This window comes from Ochrobactrum sp. XJ1, from assembly GCF_024701725.1.
Lineage (GTDB): Bacteria > Pseudomonadota > Alphaproteobacteria > Rhizobiales > Rhizobiaceae > Brucella > Brucella anthropi.
Genome location: NZ_VDGD01000022.1, coordinates 1 through 16,762 on the forward strand (window position 1 = coordinate 1; position 16,762 = coordinate 16,762).

The window sequence follows — 16,762 nt, forward strand, 5'->3', positions numbered from 1 at the left end:
TCCAGGCACTACGCTCGTTATGCAGCGTCAGCCACAACAGGACCAGAACTGTATCGTCGATTTTGTCCTCATCTATCTCCATCACGCAACCATATCACGCGAGAGCAACGTAGTCCTGCGGTCTTGTCCGTATGCGTACTCAGATCATAGCGTTGTGCGACTTCCACAACCCGAACGCCAGGATGAAGACTCTCAGCGACAATCCGCGCTTTCATCTCCGTCGACCAGTGTCGGTAGCCTCGGCGAGGATCGACAATATCCAGCCGCCCCACAAATCCATCGCCACCATCTACCATCAGATTCTCCTGCTATTGCTGAAAACCTTCTGGCAGAAACCTAACTCACCCAAAATGCCCAAAATCAATGGGACGGAGACGGCGCATACGGAGGAATCACAAAACGGTGCACAGTGGAAGCCCCATTTGAGTCAAACTTTATGCGCTTTGGTATAAGTTCTGATAATAATGCCAGCACTAATGCTGGTTCTAATGCCAGAACATCCCCCAAAAGGCCCCGTCAGCAAAATCCACTCACCGGACGCTAACAAAAGTTCAAGCGCAAACCCAAAATCAATGGGACAGAGACGGCGCAACATATCCTCGAACAACGGCTTGCTCTCCTCCTGTCGAACTTTCACGCGTTCTTCAGCACTTAATCCGTTGATCTAGCGCTCAATGTCAAACGGAGTTCTGTCTACAGATCAACTCATTCCGCAGATCAAGAATACGTTGCCTGCAGATCAAATACTCTTCGTTCTGTGCGAGTAACGACCTCTCTCTATCGCACGAAATCGCCAATGTATGCCTTCTGTTGGTAGCATGTACATAATCACCAATATATTTGTTTAATCTCAAACCATCCCAATCAGTATTTTCCTTTGTGACAATCTGAAGAGTTAGATAGTAATCCTCCATATATTTATGATTGTCAAAATATTTAACCATCGATATATCAATCTTTTCTAAGTCAATTATGAAACTGTGAAGCGGTGCATGATTATTATTTATGAATTCCTCATACGAGTAACCATACTCGAAGTTCTTTAAACGCTCAAACATCAGATTCTGTTTGGTATCATAGCGCGCGGTATATACGCGACCAAAGCTAATTGCCTTTCCGGTCCTTTGAAGCCGGTCGATAAGCCACTCGTACGCAATTGGTAGCAATAAATCGTCATAATCTAGGAACGCTGCATATCGCGTATCAGCAGCTCGGAGCCCTTCGTTAAGTAACTTCGAACGTATATCGCTTTTGCCGTCAGGTGAATAAAAATGAATCACCTTAGCTTGAAAGTGATCATTCGATCTAAACTCCGCAAGAATTAGTTCAAGTTCTTTTTTCTTTACCTGAGTAAAGTCTTGGGTCACAATAAGTGGCACAATATCACAACCAACGATAGCAAACAGTGAATAAAGGGCGTTACGCAATTCTGACGGAGCAGCTGAATTATGAACTCGAATTATAGTTGTCACTGCAGGGCGGGCATCCAATGACACCGAGCTTGGCCACGAGAAAAAACAACGAGCGTCCGTCCTCATCCTAACATTAGTGAACACGTTGCGCGCATCCTGCGGAATTACGATAATAGGACTTCTGGCTGCAGAGTTAACTTCAACAGAACCGTTTGCCGTCAATTGCACTGGTTGATCATCATCTCCATAGAAGTTAGGAATAACCTTCGCGCGAGTTTTATTCGCCGTTCGTATCAATAACTCAATTGCAAATTTTTCGAACAAACAGGTCGAACGAATTTCTACAATAAAATCAGGATTGGAGGGTACTGGCCGTGTTTTATGTTCAATATAATCAGTTATTTTCGAGGATGAAATTGATACCTGAGCCTTATCGAAGATAGTGGAATTGTTGATACACCAGACAAATTTTTCAAGAAGTACTGGATCTTTTCTGAGGTCATCTACTACTAAATCAGAGATCGATAAAACGACACTGGTGGTCGGGTCAAAATCAGCCTCTTCATTCAAAGTACTTGAGTAGCTTTTTCCTACCAATGCACGACCGATGGAATTAAGGTAGGCATACCCATGTCGGGTATCCGGCTCCAAATGAGCCCCTTCCGCCCATTCGTTCCATGCATTCACAACCACAAAACGCTCTTCAAGCGGCAAATGTTTACGACTGAAGCCAATAGAATCTTCGAGCCAAGATTGAAAATCCTGCGGTGTACCGCCATGGAGCATAATCCCCGCATCGTTGTAGCGAGGAGTGTTGTCCCACATAGGCACTACCGAACGGAGATATGTGAAATCCTTTGCATCTAATTGAGAACCATAGAACTCGGCAACTTTAGGATAACTAAGAACGCTGCCCTTCATTGGCACATATTGATTTAGCGTATGCTTCATTTCCGGCACAGAGCCATCAGTCCAATCGTGAAGAACGCGCTCGACACCTGCATCCATATCAAACTCAGCGGGGTTTGTAGCACCTCTTGTTAGGACTGCAACGACATAAGGTTCCTTTAGACCTGCTTCAACACAGATCTTACGCCATATCGCAACATAGTCTTTTGCGGAATCTATATGAGATGGTCGATAAACAAACAATACTGGGCGACCATCGACATTTATATATCGCTCATCCCTAAAGAACGGAATAAGATATCGAATGAATGCTTCGGCATCTTGGGGTGAGTAATTTTGCCCCAAGAGAATCTCACTTTCGTTGCCATCCCATCGTTTTGTCCAATTCTCATTCGCCCAGCAAAAGCAGAATCGCATTGGAATATCTTTATTATTCAACAGCATTCGAACAGGCTCTTCGAGAATAAGTCTGCCCCCAAACCAATAATGATAAAATATCTGCCCGTAAACACCAGATTTATTCATCTGATCTGCTTGTAACCGTAGGGTATCTGCGCTATCTAGATAATAATAACCAACGTCTGAATGGGGAATATGCTGTTGGTAATGCCCCTCAAAAAGAGGGTTTGTTGCCCTCACTTTTGTCCACTCGGTAAAACCTTTTCCATGCCACTCGTCATTCTCTGGTGTAGGATGAAACTGAGGAAGATAATATGACAGCACCTTCACGTCGGAGTTTTCAACAAGAGATGTGAAATCTTCCTGATTCTCGTAGAAGCGATAATCCTTGACACTGTCTGTTCTGTACAAACAGACAATATCTCCCTCCGTACGATCAATCGCTACATGCAAGAGCCGATCCAGTGCAGCCGCTATCGTTACATCGCTTGTAATCCCATCGGATGTCAGGTCTTCGGATGTAATTGGAAATTCCAGAAACTCGCGAATAGCCTCAACATTCGCCCAAAAGCCCGAGCACCGCGAGAAATATACGTCATCGGCATGATACGGAACACCTGAGTAACGTTCTACGATACGTACAACAGATTCTACATTAATCTCCGCATCATCACGTTCTAACGACGGATCGTTTATCTCTTCCGTAAATACAGCTTTGGCTCTCGTTTGCAGAAGTTCAAAGATTTGTCCAACCGTATGCTTGTCATCATTATTGCCACCCAAAAGCGTATCTATCTCCGCTGTACCCCCCCGGGTCGGGAATGATTTCGCTAGATGGAAATGACCAACTATGTCGTATTGGCACAGTCTCGTTCCAAATTTCTCAACCATTCCCGCGAGGTGAAATCCCCAGCTTGGACCCGGTTCCACATAAACATCGGATACGAGATTAAGTGAAGAGACACAACGATTCCGAATATCGACAACATCTTCCAGATCGTCTATTGAAAGAAATAAATCGAATTTAACAGGCACGTTTCTTAACTGCTCAAAGGCAAGGTTAATAGCCTCGCCATTTTCCAAGTGAACATGCACCGCTAATTTAAGTGCATCGTTGTACTTTGGCAGTGTTCGTTTGTGAGGATTCGGATCTATGTAGTGTGGAATATACCGTATTTCCGGCGTAACCTCGGCGGTCTCTTCAACTACTGGCGCCTTGTTTGCGGATTCGAAGAACGCTCGTCTTGCCCGCATTTTTGCTGGTAGCTGTCCGGTCAGCGCCCACCAGCTACCCTTGACTGTTACGCGACCAAGCCGAGACAATTTAGGATAACGTGTAAGCACATTCCGAACTGGTCCCGTCAAAAGCCAAGATGTACTAGTCAAAATATCCGCGAGCGCTTTCTCCGCCTTTGCTCGGGCAACGGACTGATAATAAACTTGGGTACTCAGCCTCTCAATGGTCTCCCTATGATATTCAATATCCGCGCGCTGCGCCTCCACTAACGAATTCAACGATGCTATTTGTTCCTCAGATGCTCTTTTAACACGCTCATGAACAACCTGATCAATAAACGCTGCGCCACGCGTTGAGAACAACTTAAGTATTTGCGCCCTGACACTGAGGTGATTTGCAGATTCAAATAGTGCCCTTACCTCCGGTACTAAATTCTCTCCAACTGCAATTACCCCGAGCCCATTACTATGCTGAAAACCGAACGATGGGTACTGACCGCTAAGCTCGTCCCATAACTTCCAGACACCAAAATCGTCTCGACGAACCTCAGTGTCGTGGAATAATACAATTCCACGGTCGGACATTGCGGATTTCCAAGTTTCGAAATCATTCTTTACGGCTTCATATGTGTGGGTTCCATCGATATGTAACAAATCGATAGAGGCCTCACCGAAGTAAGGACGCGCCTGATCGAACGTGGCCCGCAGAAGTGTTGAAAATGTAGAATACCTCGGATCATGGTAATCGCGAATGTCTTCGAACAGGCCATCTTCCCGTTCCATATGAATATCGCCAAGCCAAGTATCAACCGCAGTACCAACAGAGCCAATTTGAAGTGTTGATACAGCTTGACACATTGCGCAATAAGAATTTCCGCTATGAGTCCCCAGTTCAACGGACCTTGCCGGCTTGGACACTTTCATCAACCAAAAGATAAACGGAATGTGACCGACCCAATGTTCGAACGGCACCAGTCTATCAGGCACCCAAAAGTACTCATCGCCGACATTCAGCCTTTCAATCACATCTAGTAACTTTTTACGGTCTTCTTCGCTATGCATAATTATGCTCGTTGTGTCCACGGGCTCATATAAATGGATGCTAAACCGTCAATTACACGACGTTGTAGAGCTGTCCGGTTCATATCTGTTCTGGCAAGTCGACGGAGCGAAGTCAACGCAGATAATGGCTTGAGCCAACGCAGGCCAACTCACGGTTGTGATCGCTATATCACAGTGTTTGCGTACGGTCCCATTCTTGAACCAAGGCTTCAATCTTCCGCTCTGCAGCGGCGATCATTGGAGTATAACGCCCGTTTTCAAAGCCCCAAAGCGTTGACGTCACGTTCTCCGTATGACCAGCAAGAAATGGCAAGGCCAAAACAACTCGAATACCTTCACAGCGCTCTAAATACTTATCAATTGTATTTGTGACGACATCCGTATCGAGCGGATCCCATCGCGATAAAATTTCCAGAGCGCTTTTATTATATATATTAAAAACGCAACTCATCATCTTGTCGATGGTAACGTAAGTACGATCACCAACATGCTCAACAGCGAGAATCTTCGTATCAGGATGAACATCTGCCATCAAACCGGAAAATATATCCCAATCTGAATTACGCGCATTGAGATATTCATTGACTTCATGAAAGATAACATTGAAATTCTCTGGAAGATCAACGTCATCTTCAATGACTGTCATCTTGGCTATATCATTTGCGAGAGCATATCGTGACAACGCACTAAAACTGCTTCCGCAGCCAATCCAACTAGAACTATGACGAATGCCATCGAATAGTTCACAACCATCCGGAAGCGACTGACCTATCATTCTGCGCCGTTCTATTGTTTCCGGCAGCGAAAGCGCTAAAAAATCACTCTTTCGGGCAACATAAATTGGCCGATTGAGAATAACATTGGCTGGAACCACTCCAATTGCCGCCAGAAAGCGATCCATCATAAAATTGAAACGTGCAGCGCTCACAGAAACAGCGGATTCAAGGGCTTTATTTGTAGCTTCCAAATTACTGAGCATCTCAGACGCAGCGATAATCATATCATCAATTGACCCTTCCTTGAAAAATTTTACCGCACCTTCAAGTTCAGGATATTCGTTCTGATCTGATGTTCCCTCGGAAAGAACCGGAATACCTAAAGAAATACACTCGCATATACGAGGCATTTCTAACAAAGCACCCTCATAGTAATGAATATTAATAACAGCTCGAGCTTCTTGGATAACAGCATAAAGTTCATTACCAAACAGATCGTTACATATTTTTACGCTATATTTTTCCTGCAGCTTCTCTAGAAACCTGCGCCGTCTCTCGCTACTTAAGCTATCGCCATAAAATACAAAGTCATATTTTTTGGACTTTGCGCTACCCGCAACAGTCTCATTCGGCGAAGCACCAATAGGCAGATAATGCACATCTGGATATCTCAACCCATTTTGAGCCAAAAAATCAATATTTGTTAAAGAATATTCAATTACTCCCAGTGATTCTTTTAATATATTCATATATTGTGAAGTAAACCATCTTGAATCTACCGACTGCTCAAGCTGAAAGATCATACGTTTACTTGCTGGCGGAAGGCGCTTAAACATCTGCGCACATAGAATTATATAAAAATCGTGATCATAACTCTTTAAAGAGTATGTTACGATTTCGCTTTCGATCCCGTGACTTGCTAGACGCTCAGATATCGCCCGAGCGATGAAAAGGGTGTGCGGCGTACACAGAATCCCCCAAACGATGCCATTTCCATTTGCGATCCGCTTACGGAATTTCACATGATGATATTCGCGCCCGTACCATTTCAGGCGTTTAAACAGTCCTGAAACATCCCCGCGAGCCAGATAGCGAAACGCGTTAGTCAACTGCCTAAAGCGGCTGGCAAGTTTTGGCATGGCTACTCAATAACCTCACAACAGTACGAAAGATCAGCTCGCCCCCCTAAGATCGACGGTGGCCCCACAGACCATTCGTTCAACCGGCCTTCACGTTCCAATAGATAGCTTCATTCTGTCATCCACCAAAATAAGTCGTCAGCACCTCACCAGGAGATCCATCCATTTTAACTCGCCCATGTTCGAGCCAGATGATTCTATTACAGTTCTTTTCCATCAAATCTTTTGAATGGCTTGCGAGAACGAGTATTTTAGTAGAATCGACCAGATCACGCATTCGCGCATTCGCGCGATCTTTAAAATCCTCGTCACCAGTTGAAAGCCATTCATCCATTATCAGAATTTCTGGTCTAACAGCCGTTGAAGTTGCAAATGCAAGCCGTAACTGCATACCAGACGAATAAGTGCGGAACGGAACATCCAAGAACTCTCCAAGTCCCGAAAACTCCGCTATCTGGTCGAACTTCTCGGCAACCTCCTCAGGTGGCATACCCATCATTGCAGAGCGGAGACGAATATTTTCCCGCCCTGTGGCATCCGGATCTATTCCCAAGTTGATATTGATCAAAGACACACAGTGGCCATTAATCACTGAACTTCCATGTGTAGGCGTATAAATACCCGACAAGACACGCAGTAGAGTCGTCTTTCCCGATCCGTTGTGACCGATCAGTCCAATGCGATCTCCATCCCTGAACGTCATAGATACATCATCAAGGCCACGCACAATCACCAGACGATCACTTCGTCGCTCGATTTTTCCACCTGTCGCGATGCTAAGAACCCTGTTCTTGAGCGAACGGCTTGTCGAATTGTAAATAGGGAATTCGACACTCACATTCTGAAGATGAATTAAACTCATTTCCTACAACCAATACGCTACGCGCCAACGATACCGCCCGAAAAACACAACTGCGACGATCCAGCCGATTATCGCGCATGCAGCCCCAAATAGCCAATCAAGCGAGGATGGCGGAGAGCCGAATAGTGGAGCCCTTACAAGTTCTATAAAGTGATAAAATGGGTTCAATTCAATGAATGCCCGGGAGACATGATCAGGTAGAATCTTAACCATCCACATGATAGGCGTAGCGTAGAACAACACTTGTAGAATATTTGTTACAACTTGGGTCATGTCGCGGAATCTAGCGCACAAAGTAGCCAGAATGAGCATCATCCATGACAGGTTTAAGCACAACAGGAGAAAACCAGGAATGGCCCAAAGCGCGCTGAAGCTGATCATTTTACCCAAAATAAGAAGAAGAACTGGAAAAATAACAATATTATGGGCGAATATTATCACATTTCTCCACACTGCCCGCATAACATGGGTAAATAATGGCATTCTAACTTGTAGAATTATTCCGTCTGAAGAGGTAAACGTTGTGCACCCCTCACTCAGACACGTTGAGATAAAGCCCCAAGTAATAACGCCAGCACAAAGATACGGCAGAAACTCACGCATCTCGCTTTGAAAAAGCGTTCCAAAAATCAAACCAAGCGCACCGATGAATACAGCCATATTCAAGGTCAGCCAGAATGCACCGACACGGGAGCGACGATAGCGCTGCGCCACATCCTGCCATCCAAAAATCAAAGCCAACCGATATTTTAATAGAGCCTCTGAAATATCGCGAAGAGCGACCTTAACTCCTTTCGTTGGCTCGACGATTACAGCCTCATGGGCCGCATTCGCTGTAAAAATGTCGGTACTCATGATTTTATCTGGACCAATCTTCTATTTGTCACGGTTGCCACTTCCTCGAACAAACTTTTACAATTGCCTTGTAGCGTAATTGAAGAAATAGCTCTCCTAAGTCAACTGCTTGGTTACCACCGAATACGGTGGTTTTGGGGCGTTAAGCCTTATTCAGCTCCCTCGTCGCACTACCTTGCGGTTAAAATAAACATTCTTCAATCGTTTTGATTAGGATCCCCTGCCCGGGGGAGCAGTTCGAAATATGTAGCTCTTCAACTTTCGAGCTTTCAGCGATATTTGACGCGAACCGATTCGGTGTCGATGGCCAAGTCCCACCGAAAGCCGTTTCTGCCCTGCTCCCATCGGTAACCGTAAGGATTGCAGACAATGCGGCTTTGGCCGATCTGAACGTCGAACGCATGGTGCGTATGGCCGCAGATCCACAAATCCGGGGCTTGGTCGGAAAGAAGGATGTCATTGAAGGCTTCTGCACCACAGGCGAACAGGAAATTTGCGTCTTGCCCCACATAGACGGGCGGCGTGCAATCGGGGTGCGGCATGTGATGGGTCAGCACTACGGTGCAGCCATCAAATGGTTCTACCAGCTTTTGTCGAATATAGGCCGCATCTAATCGATGCAGATCCAGCATATTCTCAGGCGTGAACTGATTACCATCCTGCATGTAGATTGCATGAAAATCGTTGAGCATCTGACGCGCCATCAACATTCGCTGTCGTAGGTCAGACTTCGCGACGAGTTTCATCTCGAAATCGACCCATAGGCTTGCGCCGATGAAGCGCGTATTGTCGATAATCACCGTATCAGCGTCGAGACAATAAAACCGCTGCGGCCATTGCAGAGAAAGAATTTCGATTGCCTTGATGGTCTGCCTGTCGCTTTCCAGCGAACGATCCCGATCACCTATAAGCCACTTGTTCTGATAGAACTCGTGATTGCCGGGAACATAGATAATCGGCTTTTCGTAGCGCCTGATCAGGAATTCCAGCGTTATGTGTAGATCTGGCGCCGCATTGAGGTCACCGGCAATCATGATCATATCGCAATCCGGTGCTTTTTCCCGTGGTGGATAGGCAACATCCTGCAGTTCATTATGCACATCAGACCAGATCCAGAGCTTCATGCCATTCTCCCCTTATTCCTATCCGTATTATCGAAGCCGTTTTCGTGTCCGGTTTTCCAAGACAGGCACCCGCGTCTCTGGCAGACGTGCAGAGACGCCGATACCGACTGCATGTCGGTTGATATTGTGCTGTCTGATCAGCTTCATTCTTTCTCAGTGGCCGATGTCTTTTTGGCCAAGCCGATAAAAGCGGCTGAAGGTGCGGGCATAATTTCTGTCGAGATCCAGAAGCCACAGCTCGGACGTGATGCCATTCGGCACGATGTAACCAAGACGAGGATGTTCGAATAATACGCCTTCGAGACATGTCGCCGGTCGTTTGCTCAGCTTCCAGCTTGTGATTGCTGGCGAATTTGCCAGTGTCCGTTCATCCGGATAATCACCCTGGAATATCCGCTCGAGATCATCGACCAGAGATTTTAGCATCCTGATTTCAAGTTCGAGCTGTTCGCGATTGTATTTTCCGTCTTTGATTGTAACCATCGCACTGTGTTCCTGATGTATGAAAAATGAGGGATCGTTCGGGCGCGCAACAACGCGCCCGGGGATTGGCGTTTCCTGATTTCCACGCATTTGAATGTTATTGAGAGCAAAGGCTGAACTGTTCAGCGCAACAAAGGCATCCACCCTGATATCTGGGCAGAAGATGCTCTGCTACCTGGTCTATTTTGCTATAGCCTTCGTTCTCATCGGTTGTCCGTTAGCTCGCCGTTGAGAATACCGGTACCCCTGTTGGTCTGCATCGCAGCAAACGTCCACGCTGCTATATAACGGATAAGTCCGTGACACGCAGTTTCATAAGCGTCGCACGAGGCATCAACTGATTGGCTCACGTCGGCTCAACGCCATTATCCGGCGTCAAAATCTGGATCTTCGGCACAGGCATCTGGTCGAGCGCTTCGACTGCAATCTTCGCGATCTTTTCATCTATCAGACGCGCTTGCTCAGCTTCAGTTTCCGCGAATGTGTCGCCGAGCCAAATAATGAGCTCTTCACGAAGCGCTTTTTGCACATCCATTACTTTTTCCGCGATACCCGGAGCGTCGATCAGTCGGTCAAGATCAGATAGCGCCCATATCCCATCCTCACGTTGGCTTTCGCTCAGCAGCGGATCGATCAGCGCGAAATCGTAGTGATCAATATCAGCGCCATAATATTGTTGCGCCAGCCGTCCCCACAATGCTGAGGTATTCGATGCTTCAATGCGCCACTGATCCAGAGCCCTTTTATGGGCGCTGATCCCGTAAATCAGACTGAACACACGCAAGCGCCTACGCTCTTGTTCATAGACTATCAATTCGAACGCGTAAGGGTCTGCCGGGAGTTCCAGGGCTCTCCGATTTGTATCGTTTTCCTCTGCGGGGGATTTCGACGCAACAGACTCGATGACGTTATTAAAAGTATCGCGTGTCAGTGGCATAGAATGAGACGAGCGCAAATCCTTAAAGCTGGCTTTCACCACCGCTTCTTCAATAAGGCTGATGATTTTTTCGCCCTTGTTCCATAGCGCATAACGAAATATCTGCTCTGACAAAGCTCGTTTCTGGCTACTTCTGTCATGAGCGCGGTCAATCATATGAAAACATAACGACAGGTGTAGCGCCGCGTTTACTTCACGCTGGTAGCTGCGCTGCGGAATTTTGTTTTCGATCAGGTCGATGTAGCCGATCACGGTTTCTGCAAACATAAGTCCTCCTTCTCCGGAGCGATGCAATCGCCGGAGTTAAATGGCGTGAAGTGTTGACCGCGCTTGCCCTTGCAAGCAGCGTCGGTTTCTGGAGACAGCAAAGACCGTGACGTTGCGCGCGAACGCACACGACCAGAGTGTCATAATGGGAAATTGGGAAATCGGCTTTAAAGAGCGCCGAACGCGTCAGAGGCGGAAATTACTTCCGCCGAGGAGCCACAAAGCCGATAAGATTATCTGGCCACAGATCTTTTAATCCGGCACGAATATCGATAAGAGTCGTCATAAGCTTGGCTCCTGTTGTTGGCAGGCTAAGTTAGTTTCCATTCCGGTGTTCGAGCACCGGAATGGAAATGTCTGATCGATCAGACAAGGTGACTATTGCAGGATCTCCAACGCGCTGCAAGGATCCGGAACAAAAAAAGATCTTCAGACAGCATTTTTATCTAAGTCCCGGATATCACCGGCTTTTTCGGATCGCCCCCAATCACGTCTAAACCCAGTAGCCGTAAGGCTTCTGCTTTGGTCGGCGGTTAATCCGGACGGTAGAAAGCAAGGAATAAAGTTATCCACAGGCAAGACATCAAGCCCCATTTTAACAGAGGCAAGAGTGCTCATCGAACAAAGCGCCCCGGCCCGAAATCTCACCAGGCACAAAGATGCCAAATACGTTTCGGCCTTACTTTCAAACGGCGTTTGCCGATGAATCGGGAAAATTGCCTCGGGTAACGCTCTTCTCGAATTTTGAATCGGATTACTGCAAATTATTTCGATTTGAAACGCGTTGCCGACAAATCGAAATGACGCGCCTGCACGCCTGCACATTACGCGGCCCTACCTGCCTGCCATTTCTAGCTCGATATTTCCGATTCATCTGCAAACGGCGTTTTATGAAGTAATGGGGAGAGAACAGACAAAAGGGACAAACGCCGTTTGTGAAATATAAGCGGGCAGCCGATAGCGTTTCCTTTGGAGTTCCAAGACACGTGGGTTTTAATTTCGGTTACAGGTAGGGATATTTCGTAAGCGGTTAGCCGATAGCGCTAGCTTTGAATTTCCAAGGCATCAGGGCTTCGATTTCGGTTACAGGCCAACCTTGAGCGATACGGCTCAAGGTTTGGGATAGCCAGTCGAGCGGGTCGACGGCATTCATTTTGCACGTCTGAAGAAGCGTGGCCAGTGTAGCCCAGGTCCGTCCACCGCCCTCGCTTCCGGCGAACAAACTGTTTTTTCTGGTGATTGTCTGCGGTCTGATCGCACGTTCAACAATGTTGCTATCGATTTCAACCCGGCCATCCGTGAGGAAACGCTCCAGCGCCTTGCGCCGGGTGAGCGCATAGCGGATCGCCTCGGCGGTCTTGGATTTGCCAGAGACCTTACCCAGTTCCTTTTCCCACAGATCAAAGAGGCTGGCGACAATGGTTGCCGATTTTTCCAGACGTTGCACCGCGCGGCTCTCGGCATTCTTGCCGCGAACCTCATCCTCGATCCTCCATAATTCGCTCTAGGCAATGACCGTATCCGTTGCGGCCTGCGAGATCCCGCTGACGTGCAGATCGTAAAACTTGCGGCGCAGATGCGCCCAGCAGCCTGCAAGCTTTATCTGTTCATTGCGCCCAGCTTTGGCCTGCGCCTTGATCATGCTCGTATAGGCACCATATCCGTCCACCTGCAGGATGCCATCGAACCCGGCAAGATGCCGCGCCACGCATTGTGCACCCCGACTGTCTTCAAAACGATAGGCCACCATTGGTGGACTGCTCCCGCCATAAGGGCGATCATCGCGTGCATAAGCCCAAAGCCATGCCTTGGTGGCTTTTCCCGAACCAGGAGCCAGAGTGGGCAAGGTCGTCTCATCGGCGAAGATCCTTTCACCTTCCTTGACCCGCTCCAGGATATAATCGGCGCATATCTGAAGCTCAAAGCCCAGATGCCCCATCCATTGCGCCATCAAACTCCGGCTGATCTCAACACCATCGCGCAAATAGATTGCTTCCTGACGGTAAAGTGGAAGGCCATCTGCGTATTTGGAAACGGCTATATAGGCGAGCAGGCGCTCTGTCGGCAGACCGCCCTCGATGATATGGGCAGGCGCAAGTGCCTGAACCACACCATCATGGTTCCGGAATGCGTATTTGGGGCGACGCGTCACGATAACCCGGAACTTCGGGGGCACGACATCCAGCCGTTCCGAGCGATCCTCGCCGATCAGAACCTTTTCCAGGTCCTCGCAACCAGCCGGGATATCCGGTTCGATGACTTCCTCAATACGTTCGAGATGAGCGGCAAAGCCCTTGCGCGGTCGTGGTGCCCGTTTCGGCTTGCCCTTGGCCGCATCGTCAAGCTCGCTACGGATTGCCGCAAGACCGGTTTCCACTTCCTCGAAAGCAAACGATACCTGTTCATCGCTGACATCAAGACGCAACCGTTCGGAACGGCGACCATGCTGGGTGCGCTGCAAAACCTTCATGATGGATGTCAGATTGGCAATCCGCTCGTTGGCGCTCTTTTCTACCGCTTCCAGCCGGGCGATCTCAGCCTCTGCAGCCTTCAACCGGGCTTCTTTCGCAGCCTGCTCACGAGCCAATGCGAGCACCATGGCTTTCAGTGCATCAACATCGTCCGGCAGATCGTGAAGCGGTAAATCCATGGGGCTGAGTAGAGCATAAAAGCGCTCCTTTTCCCAACCATTACAGCATCATGAATCATCTTGCCGCAGGCGTGGTCAACCCGTCAACAAAGGCCGTCTTATCCTGTTTGGGCGGATCTTTTTCCAGTCCATTCCAGCCAACAAAGCCATGAGCTGCGAATGGTCCAGACGTATTTTTGCCGTCGACAAGCCCGGCCAGCAAAAGCCGCCATCCTCAAGCGTTTTTGAATAAAGGCAAACACCACTTCCATCCCACCACACAATCCGGACCCGGTCTGCACGTTTCGACCGGAAGACGTAAAGTGCGCCATTGAACGGGTCGAGTCCACCATCACGGACAACTGCCATAAGGGACGCGGCTCCTTTGCGGAAGTCAACGGGCTGACAGGACACATAAACCACCACGCCACTGGAGATCATGCCTTGCGAACCGCCCTTAGGACTTTCATCAGATGATCCGGATCAAAGGCTGAACCGACACGCACCACCATGTCAGCAATAACAATATCAATAGAACCGTGATCAGCCGTTTCAACACGCGCAAAGCTGACCGGGCTTTGCGTTCCCGCCGTTACTGGCGAGACAGCACCAGACGCAAGCGCTTTACGACGCCAGCCATAAAGCTGTGAGGGATCCAGTCCTTCAGACCGAGCAATCGCCGAAACGTTGGCGCCAGGTTGCAAGGACGCGGCCACAAGCCGTGCCTTCTCGTCATCTGACCAATCACGCGGCTTGCGGCGACGGCGTACGGGTTCCGCTGTCAAAATCTCAAATATCTGGGAGTGATTCATATCGTCATTCATAGGACTCTCCGTATGATTCATACGGAAAATCGCCCATCACACCGACTAATGATACGTGGGATGGCTTACCCGCTTACGATATTTCTCGCATTGGCGGCATGACGGCGTTGCTGCCATTATCATTCTTTGCTTAACTATAACGGGTCTTTAACGACGTCCCGGGCTTAGGCCCAACTCATCTTTCTTCACCGAACATGGCAGCTGTATAGAGCCATCCAGGTACGGATGCCGCAGCTTGCATATAATTTGAGCCAACATAATTGGCGCAGATAGAGTTCGTGTACTTACTAATCGGTAGATTCATCTTATAGTAGAGTTCAGCAATTGCAGTTGTAAAGCAATAGAAAGGCTTCCCATTCACCCTACTCTGCAATTCTGATGCCCTGTCTTTATTCGGGTCTACCAACAACACCGGAACATCGCCAATCCATTGCCTGTCGTCGGAAGGTCCGGGCTGTGTCTCAGGCAAAGCAGGTTTATGATCTCCATAAATTAGCACCACAGCTTCTGGATAAATGCGCTGGACAGACCTTATAAACGAAGCCATGTCTGCGATGCTAACCCGTAGCTTGTTACGATATCTTCCGAGCGGGTTATCCGCATCATCACCTGTATAAGGCCCGTGGGTATACATTGTCGCGAGGTGCAGAAACATCTTCTGCCCATGAGCAGATTCAAGGCGACTGAGAGCATGTTCATAAAGAATACTGTCGCGCGGGTAACCGGTCGACTCATTGGGAAGCATTTGTTCAATGCCATGGAACACTGAGAACCCCATTTTCGGTTCCACCTGATCGCGAAACCAGAAACTCTGAAGATAGTTATGAAGGGATTCAGTTTTAAAAGCGTTTGCTTTCAAATGGCTTGGAAGGGTCGATGTCCTTTTTGCAAAAAAATCGCGGTATTCTTGATAGATGATACCAGCTACAGCTGGGTTATGAGAAGGCAACCCTGAAATTATTTCAAAGGAAGCATTCGGCGTGCCACCGCCAAAAACCGGGGAAACACCTCTGAACTCTGCCGTCGCTAATTTTTTTAAAGGACTAAACTCATCAGCAAGAAGCCCGTCATCGTACCAGCATGATTCACATAAAATATTTATAAAAACAGACGGCGAGTCGGCGGCAGGTACCGCACGTTCGTAAAGTTGCTCGAACTCTGATCTGTTGTTATTAGAAATTTTTCCCGGCAGAGGCCGATTGCCAGTTTGGACAAGATGAACAAGTAAACCGTTAGATCTATAATTATAGGGCCAATCCCAACTGTAATATGGGATGCCAAATCGCTCCACCTTACCAGCAATCGCCAATATTAATTGATGAAAATTAAATATAAATCCCATTACAAATATTATAAACAAAACGTATCGCCGCCAGCCCTTATTAAATATACTTCTCCTGGCAGCATACATAGCAAACATAAATATAAACAATATCAATATTACAGAAACAATATCATAGAAATTTATGTATTTAAGAGCCAGCGAGATATGATTAGTATGACTAATATCACCAATTATCAATGGCTCACCAGTAGATGCCATTTTCTTTGCCGATGCGACGCGTAGAATCAAAACCAGAATGGAAGCAATTATTGCACTAATCACGGGTGAGAAGGCAATTGTAAGCGCCACGTACAGTATGGAACTGATAACTACGGTGAAAAAAATGGGCTTTAACACTAGCGGCAGCTTGGCATGCGCGCCCAAAAAAGACATCAACGTAATAGCAACAGCGGAAAGCATCCCCCATTTCAGAAAATTGAGAATATGCTCAAAGGTATTTTTCTGCTGTGCCGCATGTTCAGATTCAATTTCGAGATACATAAGAATGTAGTCATAAAACTGTTATAAAAAGTCAAGCCAAATCAAGTTGCCGCACACGCCAATAACACAGGCTCCTTCGGCGG

Annotated in this window: 10 protein-coding genes and 3 pseudogenes; all 13 read right to left on the reverse strand. The window is 47.6% G+C overall.

The genetic code is table 11. The features are described 5' to 3' along the window. Nucleotides 1–82 (reverse strand): annotated as a pseudogene (locus FG152_RS24780) (DUF6429 family protein); the annotation flags it as partial. Between the two features lie 49 nt (nucleotides 83–131). Beyond that, nucleotides 132–296 (reverse strand): annotated as a pseudogene (locus FG152_RS24785) (transposase); the annotation flags it as partial. A 381-nt stretch (nucleotides 297–677) separates the two neighbouring features. Next, nucleotides 678–5,018, reverse strand: coding sequence for a glycoside hydrolase family 99-like domain-containing protein (locus FG152_RS24790; RefSeq protein ID WP_498989039.1), 4,341 nt, complete (start codon nucleotides 5,016–5,018; stop codon nucleotides 678–680). Between the two features lie 169 nt (nucleotides 5,019–5,187). Continuing rightward, nucleotides 5,188–6,873, reverse strand: a complete 1,686-nt coding sequence (locus FG152_RS24795; protein WP_498989042.1) for a methyltransferase type 11 — start codon at nucleotides 6,871–6,873, stop codon at nucleotides 5,188–5,190. A gap of 118 nt (nucleotides 6,874–6,991) precedes the next feature. Continuing rightward, nucleotides 6,992–7,735, reverse strand: a complete 744-nt coding sequence (locus tag FG152_RS24800; RefSeq protein ID WP_498989045.1) for an ABC transporter ATP-binding protein — start codon at nucleotides 7,733–7,735, stop codon at nucleotides 6,992–6,994. A gap of 3 nt (nucleotides 7,736–7,738) precedes the next feature. Continuing rightward, a complete protein-coding gene (locus FG152_RS24805) occupies nucleotides 7,739–8,590 on the reverse strand; it encodes an ABC transporter permease (RefSeq protein WP_498989048.1) in 852 nt (283 codons plus the stop codon). A 269-nt stretch (nucleotides 8,591–8,859) separates the two neighbouring features. Then, nucleotides 8,860–9,714 carry a metallophosphoesterase gene (locus tag FG152_RS24810; RefSeq protein ID WP_498989051.1) on the reverse strand — a complete coding sequence of 285 codons (855 nt, stop codon included), beginning with the start codon at nucleotides 9,712–9,714 and terminating at the stop codon, nucleotides 8,860–8,862. A 153-nt stretch (nucleotides 9,715–9,867) separates the two neighbouring features. Then, nucleotides 9,868–10,197: a DUF6634 family protein gene (locus FG152_RS24815; protein ID WP_498989053.1), complete on the reverse strand. Its 330-nt coding sequence runs from the start codon at nucleotides 10,195–10,197 to the stop codon at nucleotides 9,868–9,870. A 346-nt stretch (nucleotides 10,198–10,543) separates the two neighbouring features. Next, the gene (locus tag FG152_RS24820; protein ID WP_498989056.1) at nucleotides 10,544–11,401 is read right to left on the reverse strand and encodes a hypothetical protein; all 858 of its coding nucleotides are present in this window, start codon (nucleotides 11,399–11,401) and stop codon (nucleotides 10,544–10,546) included. 1,030 nt (nucleotides 11,402–12,431) lie between these two features. After that, nucleotides 12,432–14,051, reverse strand: a pseudogene (tnpC, locus tag FG152_RS24825) (IS66 family transposase). A 75-nt stretch (nucleotides 14,052–14,126) separates the two neighbouring features. Beyond that, nucleotides 14,127–14,471 (reverse strand): IS66 family insertion sequence element accessory protein TnpB, encoded by a 345-nt coding sequence (gene tnpB / locus FG152_RS24830; RefSeq protein WP_498989058.1) that lies wholly within the window; start codon nucleotides 14,469–14,471, stop codon nucleotides 14,127–14,129. Further along, nucleotides 14,468–14,854 carry a transposase gene (locus FG152_RS24835; protein WP_454068168.1) on the reverse strand — a complete coding sequence of 129 codons (387 nt, stop codon included), beginning with the start codon at nucleotides 14,852–14,854 and terminating at the stop codon, nucleotides 14,468–14,470. Before FG152_RS24835 ends, tnpB begins: the two co-directional genes overlap by 4 nt. Before the next feature lie 175 nt (nucleotides 14,855–15,029). Beyond that, the gene (locus tag FG152_RS24840; protein ID WP_498989063.1) at nucleotides 15,030–16,679 is read right to left on the reverse strand and encodes a sulfatase-like hydrolase/transferase; all 1,650 of its coding nucleotides are present in this window, start codon (nucleotides 16,677–16,679) and stop codon (nucleotides 15,030–15,032) included. Nucleotides 16,680–16,762: the final 83 nt, after the last annotated feature.

What these genes read in the sequence shown, in the direction of transcription:
- FG152_RS24790 (WP_498989039.1), bottom strand. Translation starts at nt 5,018, where the DNA reads ATGCATAGCGAAGAAGACCGTAAAAAGTTACTAGATGTGATTGAAAGG.
- FG152_RS24795 (WP_498989042.1), bottom strand. Translation starts at nt 6,873, where the DNA reads ATGCCAAAACTTGCCAGCCGCTTTAGGCAGTTGACTAACGCGTTTCGC.
- FG152_RS24800 (WP_498989045.1), bottom strand. Translation starts at nt 7,735, where the DNA reads ATGAGTTTAATTCATCTTCAGAATGTGAGTGTCGAATTCCCTATTTAC.
- FG152_RS24805 (WP_498989048.1), bottom strand. Translation starts at nt 8,590, where the DNA reads ATGAGTACCGACATTTTTACAGCGAATGCGGCCCATGAGGCTGTAATC.
- FG152_RS24810 (WP_498989051.1), bottom strand. Translation starts at nt 9,714, where the DNA reads ATGAAGCTCTGGATCTGGTCTGATGTGCATAATGAACTGCAGGATGTT.
- FG152_RS24815 (WP_498989053.1), bottom strand. Translation starts at nt 10,197, where the DNA reads ATGGTTACAATCAAAGACGGAAAATACAATCGCGAACAGCTCGAACTT.
- FG152_RS24820 (WP_498989056.1), bottom strand. Translation starts at nt 11,401, where the DNA reads ATGTTTGCAGAAACCGTGATCGGCTACATCGACCTGATCGAAAACAAA.
- tnpB (WP_498989058.1), bottom strand. Translation starts at nt 14,471, where the DNA reads ATGATCTCCAGTGGCGTGGTGGTTTATGTGTCCTGTCAGCCCGTTGAC.
- FG152_RS24835 (WP_454068168.1), bottom strand. Translation starts at nt 14,854, where the DNA reads ATGAATGACGATATGAATCACTCCCAGATATTTGAGATTTTGACAGCG.
- FG152_RS24840 (WP_498989063.1), bottom strand. Translation starts at nt 16,679, where the DNA reads ATGTATCTCGAAATTGAATCTGAACATGCGGCACAGCAGAAAAATACC.